General features: G+C 60.1%; 9 protein-coding genes. 4 read left to right on the top strand and 5 right to left on the bottom strand.

Translation table 11 applies throughout. The annotated features are described in order from the left end of the window. The 4 genes from Q0341_RS09605 to Q0341_RS09590 all read left to right on the top strand — a co-directional run. Positions 1–1,352 (top strand): aldehyde ferredoxin oxidoreductase C-terminal domain-containing protein (locus Q0341_RS09605; RefSeq protein WP_299512565.1); only part of this gene is annotated, 1,352 nt, incomplete at its 5' end. A gap of 113 nt (positions 1,353–1,465) precedes the next feature. Next, positions 1,466–2,809: an FAD-dependent oxidoreductase gene (locus Q0341_RS09600; RefSeq protein WP_299512562.1), complete on the top strand. Its 1,344-nt coding sequence runs from the start codon at positions 1,466–1,468 to the stop codon at positions 2,807–2,809. A 30-nt stretch (positions 2,810–2,839) separates the two neighbouring features. Continuing rightward, the gene (locus tag Q0341_RS09595) at positions 2,840–3,094 is read left to right on the top strand and encodes a MoaD/ThiS family protein (RefSeq protein WP_299512560.1); all 255 of its coding nucleotides are present in this window, start codon (positions 2,840–2,842) and stop codon (positions 3,092–3,094) included. Between the two features lie 8 nt (positions 3,095–3,102). Next, positions 3,103–3,402 carry a hypothetical protein gene (locus Q0341_RS09590; RefSeq protein ID WP_299512557.1) on the top strand — a complete coding sequence of 100 codons (300 nt, stop codon included), beginning with the start codon at positions 3,103–3,105 and terminating at the stop codon, positions 3,400–3,402. 4 nt (positions 3,403–3,406) lie between these two features. Here Q0341_RS09590 and crcB read toward each other — a convergent pair whose 3' ends face one another. From crcB to Q0341_RS09565, 5 genes are all read right to left on the bottom strand, one after another. Next, the gene (crcB, locus tag Q0341_RS09585) at positions 3,407–3,796 is read right to left on the bottom strand and encodes a fluoride efflux transporter CrcB (RefSeq protein WP_299512554.1); all 390 of its coding nucleotides are present in this window, start codon (positions 3,794–3,796) and stop codon (positions 3,407–3,409) included. Between the two features lie 45 nt (positions 3,797–3,841). After that, positions 3,842–4,882, bottom strand: a complete 1,041-nt coding sequence (locus Q0341_RS09580; RefSeq protein ID WP_299512552.1) for a recombination-associated protein RdgC — start codon at positions 4,880–4,882, stop codon at positions 3,842–3,844. 59 nt (positions 4,883–4,941) lie between these two features. Continuing rightward, entirely contained in the window at positions 4,942–6,237 is a 1,296-nt protein-coding gene (locus Q0341_RS09575; RefSeq protein WP_299512550.1) for a TRAP transporter large permease subunit, read from the bottom strand. Beyond that, positions 6,230–6,730: a TRAP transporter small permease gene (locus Q0341_RS09570; protein ID WP_299512549.1), complete on the bottom strand. Its 501-nt coding sequence runs from the start codon at positions 6,728–6,730 to the stop codon at positions 6,230–6,232. The genes Q0341_RS09575 and Q0341_RS09570 overlap by 8 nt, the downstream gene beginning before the upstream one ends. A gap of 80 nt (positions 6,731–6,810) precedes the next feature. Then, a complete protein-coding gene (locus Q0341_RS09565; RefSeq protein ID WP_299512547.1) occupies positions 6,811–7,785 on the bottom strand; it encodes a TRAP transporter substrate-binding protein in 975 nt (324 codons plus the stop codon). Positions 7,786–8,070 lie beyond the last annotated feature (285 nt).

Genomic DNA, 8,070 nt, shown 5'->3' with positions numbered 1-8,070 from the left:
GTGAAAACAAGGTCTTGTACGCCGCTGTGGTGAACGATCTGCACCGTGCGGCAGGCCGCTCGGGCGTGGGCGCGGTCATGGGCAGCAAAAACCTCAAGGCCATAGCCGTGCGTGGCACCAAGGGCGTGGGCAACATCCGTGACCCCAAGGCCTTCATGAAGGTGACCTTCGAGAAGAAGAAAATCCTTGCCGACAACGCCGTCACTGGCCAAGGCCTGCCCGCTTACGGCACCCAGGTGCTGATGAACGTGATCAACGAGATGGGTGCTTTGCCCACCCGCAACCACCGCGATGTGCAGTTCGAAGGCGCGAAAGATATTTCTGCTGAAGCCATGGTCACCCCACGCGAGAGCGACGGCAAAAAGCACTTGGTGACCAACCAAGCCTGCTTCGGTTGCACCATCGCTTGCGGCCGCATCAGCCGCATGGACGAAGGCCACTTCACCGTGCAAAACAAGCCCCAATACTGGGGGGCCAATGGCGGCCTGGAGTATGAAGCAGCTTGGGCGCTGGGCGCGGCCAACGGCGTGAACGACCTTGAGGCCTTGCAGTACGCCAACTTGTTGTGCAACGAAGAAGGCTTCGATCCCATCAGCTTCGGCGCCACGGTGGGTGCGGTCATGGAGCTTTACGAGATGGGCGTGCTGACCCAAGAACAACTGGGCATTGACGCCAAGTTCGGTTCGGCCCAGGCTTTGGCCCACTTTGCCGAAATCACCGCCAAGGGCGAAGGCTTCGGCGTTGAAATTGGCCAGGGCTCCAAGCGCTTGACGGCCAAGTACGGCCACCCCGACTTGTCAATGAGCGTCAAAGGCCAGGAATTCCCCGCCTACGACGGTCGCTCGATCCAGGGCATTGGCCTGGCGTACGCCACTTCCAACCGCGGTGCTTGCCACCTGCGCGGCTACACCATCGCATCCGAAGTGCTGGGCATCCCGGTCAAGACCGATCCTTTGGAGCACGAAGGCAAGCCCGAGCTGGTCAAGGCTTTCCAGGACGCCACTGCCGCTTTCGACTCGTCGGGTCTGTGCGTGTTCACCACTTTTGCCTGGGGCGTGGCCGATCTGGCACCGCAACTGCAAGCGGCGTGCAACGACGAATACACCACCGAAGAGCTGGAAAAAATCGGTGAGCGTATCTGGAACATGGAGCGCGAGTTCAACAACGCCGCAGGCTTCACCAAGGCCGACGACAGCCTGCCTAAGCGCCTCTTGACCGAAGCCGCCAAAACCGGCCCGTCCAAAGGCAAAGTGAGCATGTTGCCCGAGATGCTGCCCAAGTACTACGCTGCCCGCGGCTGGGACAGCGAAGGCCGCCCGACGGCAGAGACCAAGGCGCGTCTGAGCCTTTGACCCGCATGCCTTGGACCTTGCGGGAAACCGGTTGTGGTTTAACCGCTGGGTCTGGGGCTTGATTGGATTGTGCAGCGGCCTTGAGTGGCCGCTGCCTGCTTTTGGAGTTGAACATGCACCACGTCATTTTGGGCGCAGGCCCCTCCGGCGTCATCGCTGCTGAGACCTTGCGCAAACACGCGCCCGCTGACACCATCACCTTGGTGGGCGACGAGCCTGATGCGCCTTATTCGCGCATGGCTATACCTTATTTGTTGATTGGCAACATCGACGAACGCGGCACTTACCTGCGCAAGAGCGACTCGCACTTCGAAGATTTGCGCATCAATCAAGTCAAGGCCAAAGTGACCCGCGTCGATGCGGCTGGCAAAACGGTGCAATTGGACAATGGCCAGTCCCTGGCTTTTGACAAGCTGTTGATCGCCACGGGCTCACACCCGGTGCGTCCGCCCATTGCGGGCATGGACTTGCCCGGCGTCCACCCCTGCTGGACGCTGGAAGACGCCCGCGCCATCCAGGCGCTGGCCAAGCCCGGTGCCCGTGTGTTGCAAATGGGCGCGGGCTTCATTGGCTGCATCATCATGGAAGCGCTGGCGGCGCGTGGCGTCAAGCTCAGCGTGGTGGAGATGGGCGACCGCATGGTGCCCCGCATGATGGGCCCGGTGGCTGGCGGCATGATCCGCGACTGGTGCGAGGCCAAAGGCGTGCAGGTGTTCACCGGCACCAAGGTCGAGGCCATCAGCCAAGGCGGTGGCGCAGAAAAAGGCTTGCTCGGCAAATTGGCTTCTGCGGTGGGCTTGGCTTCTGACGCCGCCAGCGCCGCGCTGCAAGTGCGCCTGTCCAACGGCCAAACCGTCGAGGCCGATCTGGTCATCAGCGCCACAGGTGTGCGCCCGGCCATTGGTTTTTTGAAAGACAGTGGCATCACCTGCCTGCAAGGCGTGTTGACCGACCAGCACCTGCAAACCAATGTCCCCGGCATTTACGCCGCAGGCGACTGCGCTGAAGCGTTTGACATGGTCAGCGGCAAAACCATTGTGAGCGCCATTCAGCCCAATGCGGCCGAGCAGGCCCGCGTCGCCGCGTTGAACATGGTGGGCCAAAAAACCGCACTCAAAGGCGTGACACAAATCAACGTGCTGGACACCTTGGGTTTGATTTCTACGAGCTTTGGCAACTGGGAAGGCGTGTCTGGCGGCCAGTCGGCCGTTCTGACCGATCAGGATGCCGGAAGGCACCTGAGTCTGCAGTTTGAGGGCGATGTGATGGTCGGCTGCAACAGCGTTGGCTGGACGGAGCATGTGGGCGTGATGCGTGGCTTGGTCGAAGGCCAGATCCATTTGGGCGACTGGAAAGACCGGCTGATGCATGACCCGACCAAGCTCATGGACGCTTACCTCGACTGTGCGCAGGGTCAAGGTCGATGGAGCGGCGCGGCCGACGCGCGTCGCCGTTAAAGTCCGGGCCATTGACCTGACGAACCCCACATGAACATCACCTTCAAACTGTTTGCCACGCTCACCGACTATTTGCCCGCCGAAGCCCGGCGCAGCAACCAAGTCACGCTGAACGTGGCAGCTGACGCCAGCATCAGCCAAATCATCGAGCCCTACGGCATGCCGCCCAAGCTTGTGCATCTGGTGCTGGTCAACGGCAAATACATCAACCCCGAAGACCGGGGCACCACCACCTTGGTCGATGGCGACGTGTTGGCCATATGGCCGCCCGTGGCCGGGGGCTGAAGCCGCGCATGCAATCGAGCTACGCCGAACAGTTCCAGCGTGACATGGGCTGCACCGAGGCAGAGTGGCTGGGCTGGCTGCCCGCCGCCATGGGCGACTGCCCTTGGCAGCGCACAGGCACCACCGCCGTGACCACCATCGGGGCAGGTCGCTTGTATCTGCGCTGGCAAGTCATGCCACCCCGGGTGATCGCGCTCATGCGCATGCCGGTGCTGCGGGTGAATTTTGTGTTTGAGGGCTTGGACGCAGACCAGCGCTATGCATTCATGAAGCGCTTTGATCTTTACATGCAGCGCGGAGGCGGTTAGCGGGTCAACGGACCCAAAGCAGACCCACGGTTTTGAGTCCCAGCAGCGTCAGTGCCAGTGACCCAAACAGGTGCAGCGATGCGGTGCCGCACGCCAGTGCAAAACGCCCTTGCTGCAGCATGGCGACCACTTCGGCCGAGAAGCTCGAGAACGTGGTCAGCGCCCCTAAAAAACCGGTCACCAGAGCCAGCCGCCAAACCGGGTCGAGTTGGGGCAGCTGCTGGAACACGCCCACACACACGCCCACCAAGTAACCACCGATCAGGTTGGCCGCCAGCGTTCCCCAGGGCAGCAGACCAGCACTGGCGTTGGCCGGGCTGAGCCACACGCCCAACTGCCAGCGCGAGAGCGCACCCACACAAGCGCCAAGGCAAATCGCGATCACCGTGAGCATGGGCGGGTCCTTTCGGCTTCAGTTCAATGTTCGGGTGGATGGCTTTTAAAACGGCGGGTCTTCGGCGTCAGCCTCAGCTGCGCCGCTCGTGACGGTCGAGTTCACCACGGTGCGTGCCGGGTTGGGCAAAGCCTGATCGGCAGCCGCTGCGCCCAGTTCCATCTCGCCGCCCAAGGCTTCGATCAGGCTGTCGATCAGCGGCCCAAGTAAGCCCGTGGACAAGGCCACGTCGGCGTCAAAGCGGTCTTCGGTTTTGTCTGTGCCCGATTCGTCCATGACGCCGTCGAGGTATTGCACTTTTTTCAGCTGCAAGGTCTCGGTCAAGACAAAGGCCACGCGGCCGTCCCAGCTGAGCGCCAGTTGGGTGGGCAATTTGCCTTCCATGACGTGTTTGCGGACATCGTCGTTGGCCAGGTGGTGGCGTGTGAAGCGCACGCTGGCAGCGTCTTCGCCGGTGGACTTGAGCACAGTTTCGCGCTCCACCGTCAGGTCGGCGGGCCATTCGTCAGGCGTCTGCGCCAAGAGCCATTGCGTCATGGCCGCTTGGGGTGAGGTCAAGGTTTGGATGAGCGAGACCGACAGGCCGCCCATCACGTTCATCAGCGCTGACATGACTTCGTCGGCCTTGCCTTGGCTGCCCGCATTGAGCACCAGGCGGCGGTTCTCTAAGTCCATCCACACCAGCACGGTTGACTGTCGCGCGAAGGCCTGCGGCAACAGCGACAACAGCACGTCGTCCATCAGGTCGCGCTTTTCTTTTTTGCCAGGTTTGCGGCCCGTGGCGGCTTCTATTTCGGCGACACGTTCGTCCACCTTGCGGCGCACCACATTGCCGGGCACGGCCTTGGACTCGATCATCAGTTTCAGGATCCACTGACCAGAGACCGATTCGACCAGCGGGCCATGGGCCTCGCCCCGGGGCGGCACCCAGCCAATGGATTTGTCTTGGCTGGCGCCGCATTCCACAAACTGCACCGGCTCCAGCGCCGTTTGAACATCGGCGAGCGTGGGCGCAAAGCCTTCACCGATCCGGTAAACCATCACATTTTTAAACACAGCAATCCTCAAAGACTTCGGCGCGTGCATCGGCCGAACAAGGGGCTATCTTAGAGGATCAAGTAGACCTAATTGGGTGCTGTGATTCATCACATGCGAGAAGGCAGCCAAGTCACCAAGCCTGGAAACCACCAAAGCAAAGCCAAAGCCAAGGCCATGATGAAAAAGTAGGGCATGCACACTCGGGCGATCCATGTGATCTCGCGCTGGGTCATGCTTTGAAGCACAAACAGGTTGAAGCCCACAGGGGGCGTGATCTGCGCCATCTCGACCACGATGACCACAAACACGCCAAACCACAGCAGGTCAATGCCCGCGGCCGTGACAGTGGGCAAAATCACGCCCATGGTCAACACGATCATGGAAATGCCATCGAGAAAGCAACCGAGCAGCATGTAAAAAAAGGCTAGTGCAACGATCAGCACCGCAGGCGAGAGCTGCAGGGCTGTGACGTATTCGGCCAAATGCCTGGGCAAGCCGATGTAGCCCATCGACAAGGTCAGGAAAGCAGCACCGGTCAGGATCAGCGCGATCATGCAGTACAGGCGGGTAGCGCCCATCAGCGCTTCTCGAAAGGTGGCCCAGTTGAGCGAGCCTTGCACTGCCGACAGCAGCACGGCCCCCACCACCCCCACTGCCGCTGCTTCGGTGGCGGTGGCGATGCCGGTGTAAATGGTGCCGATTACCCCGCCGATCAGCAAGACCACAGGAATCAGGTGACGCGATTCACGCAGCTTTTTGCGCAGGCTCATGTGGTCGTCATGTCGTGGCACCTGGTCGGGGTTGCGCAAAGCCCAGACCATCAGGTAACCGCTGAACAAGCAGGCCAACATCAAACCCGGGACCACGCCCGCCACAAACAGTTTGGCAATGGACACTTCAGCGGCCACGCCGTAGACGATCATGATGATGGACGGAGGAATCAACAGGCCCAGCGTGCTTGCACCGCCCAACGAGCCGACGATTTTGTCGGCCGGATAACCGCGTTGCGTCAGTTCGGGGATGCTCATCTTGCCAATGGTGGCGCAGGTGGCAGCCGAAGAGCCCGAGACGGCCGCAAAAATGGTGCTGCCCAAAATATTGGTGTGCAGTAAGCGACCCGGCAAAAAGTTGACCCAGGGGGCCAGACCGCGAAACATGCTCTCGGACAATTTGGTGCGAAACAAAATCTCGCCCATCCACACAAACAGGGGCAGGGCGGTCAAGGTCCAGCTGCTGGCCGAGCCCCAAATGGTCAAAGCCATGGCATCACCTGCCGAACGGGTAGAAAAAAGCTCCATCCCGATCCAGGCCACACCCGCCAGCGTCAGGCCGATCCACACACCGCTGCCCAGCAAGGCGAACAGCGACACGATCAGCAGTGCCGTGATCAACAAATCATTCATGGCCCGTACCCTGTGCATGTTCACGCAAGCCGCGCCACTCAAGCCACCATTCATCCAGAAACGCCAGGCACAAGACCGTGCTGCCCAGCCCCATCAGAATTTGGGGGATCCACAAAGGGGTGGCGTCGTTGCCGGTGGACATGTCATGAAACACATGCGATTGCCAAGCCAGACGCCAGGCAAAAAAGCTCAGCAGCAAAGACATCACTGCCGCCACGGTCAAGGCCCACAACTCCAGCCGATGGCGAGCGTCTCCCGTCAGCCGACCCAGAATCAGGGTGACACGAATGTGTTCGTTGCGCTTGAGGGTGTGCGCCAAGGCCATGAAGCCTGCGCCAGCCATGGCGTAGCCGGCATATGCATCGGTGCCTGGCACATGAAAGTGCAGTAGTCGGCTGACGATGGACAGCAGCACCATCAAAAGCACGCCGATCATGAGCACGGCCGCCACTGCGGCAGCCGCTGAATAAACAGCATCCAGGGTTTTACGCATCACAAACTGTCCCGCAGGTCCTCAAACATTAACCGCCCCTTGCCACGCTGTGCGCGAACAAAGAGGCGGTGGCGATGGCTTTACTTGCGGAAAGCGTCCAGCATGGCTTGGCCTTCTGGCCCGGCTTTGGCCAGCCATTCTTTGACCATGGTCTCGCCGACTTTTTGCATGTCGGCTTTGAGTTGGGCCGAGGGGGCCTCGATGGTCATGCCTTTGGCCTTGAGCACGGCTATGGTGTCGGTGTTGACCTTGCGCGAAGCGGTCCAGCCTCGGGTCTCCGCTTCCACGGCTGCTTTGACCACCGCGTCTTGGGTGGGCTTGTCGAGGGCATCAAAGGCTTTTTGGTTGACGATGATGGCGTTCTTGGGCAACCAGGCTTGCACGTCGTAGTAATACTTCATGTGTTCGTAAAGCTTGCTGTCGACGCCCGTTGCGCCCGATGTCATGTTGGCTTCCACCACTCCGGTGGCCATGGCCTGAGACAGTTCTGCCGCTTGCACCGTCACGGGTTGCGCACCCACCAATTCTGCAATGCGCGATGTCGAGGGGCTGTAGGCACGCCATTTGCTTCCCTTGAGGTCGGCGGCACTTTGGATGGGCTTTTTGCTGTAAATGCCCTGTGGGGGCCAGGCCACGGCGTACAAGAGCTTCATGCCTTGTTCGGCCAGTTTCTTTTCCAGGAAGGGGCGTTGCGCTTTGTAAAGTTTGATGGACTCGTCGTAGCTGGTGGCTAGAAATGGCAGGCCGTCAGCGCCAAACATCTGCCATTCATTTTGGTAGGCCGCCAACAAAATTTCACCCATCTGGGCTTGGTTGCCTTGCACGGCGCGCTTGATTTCGGGTGCTTTGTAGAGCGAGGCGCCGGGGTGGACGGTGATCTTGAGTTTGCCGCCCGAGGCTTTGTCCACATCGGCAGCGAACTGGTTCAGGTTGACCGAATGGAAGTTGGTGGCAGGGTAAGCGGCAGGCAGGTCCCATTTGGTTTGGGCCGATACGAAGCCGGAAACAGCGAGCAGGCCAGCGAGCAGGCTGAGGTGAAGGGCACGACGTTGCATGAAAACTCCTGAGAAAGATGGAATGAACGGTCCTATGGCCAGTGCAAGAAAGGTGCCCGCTTTGCGCGCGCATCAGGTGCATCTGTCAAGGACTCACTGTAGGCAAAGTATCTGTGATTTGTGATCAGTACTTTCCCTTAATGTCAACAAATTGTTGGCAAATTGTCAGTAACAGACATAAACTTTGGCTCCTCAATTGTCTGAAAATTCCCCATGCCGCGACAAAAATCAACCGCCACGGCGAATGCCAACCCCATCGTGTCTTCGGCCCATTTGGTTTCGCCC

Origin of the sequence: uncultured Limnohabitans sp. (assembly GCF_937889215.1) — a bacterium.
In the GTDB taxonomy this organism is placed as follows: Bacteria; Pseudomonadota; Gammaproteobacteria; order Burkholderiales; family Burkholderiaceae_C; genus Limnohabitans_A.
The sequence above is the reverse complement of the archived record's forward strand: the minus strand, read 5'-3'. Positions and strand labels throughout refer to the sequence as shown.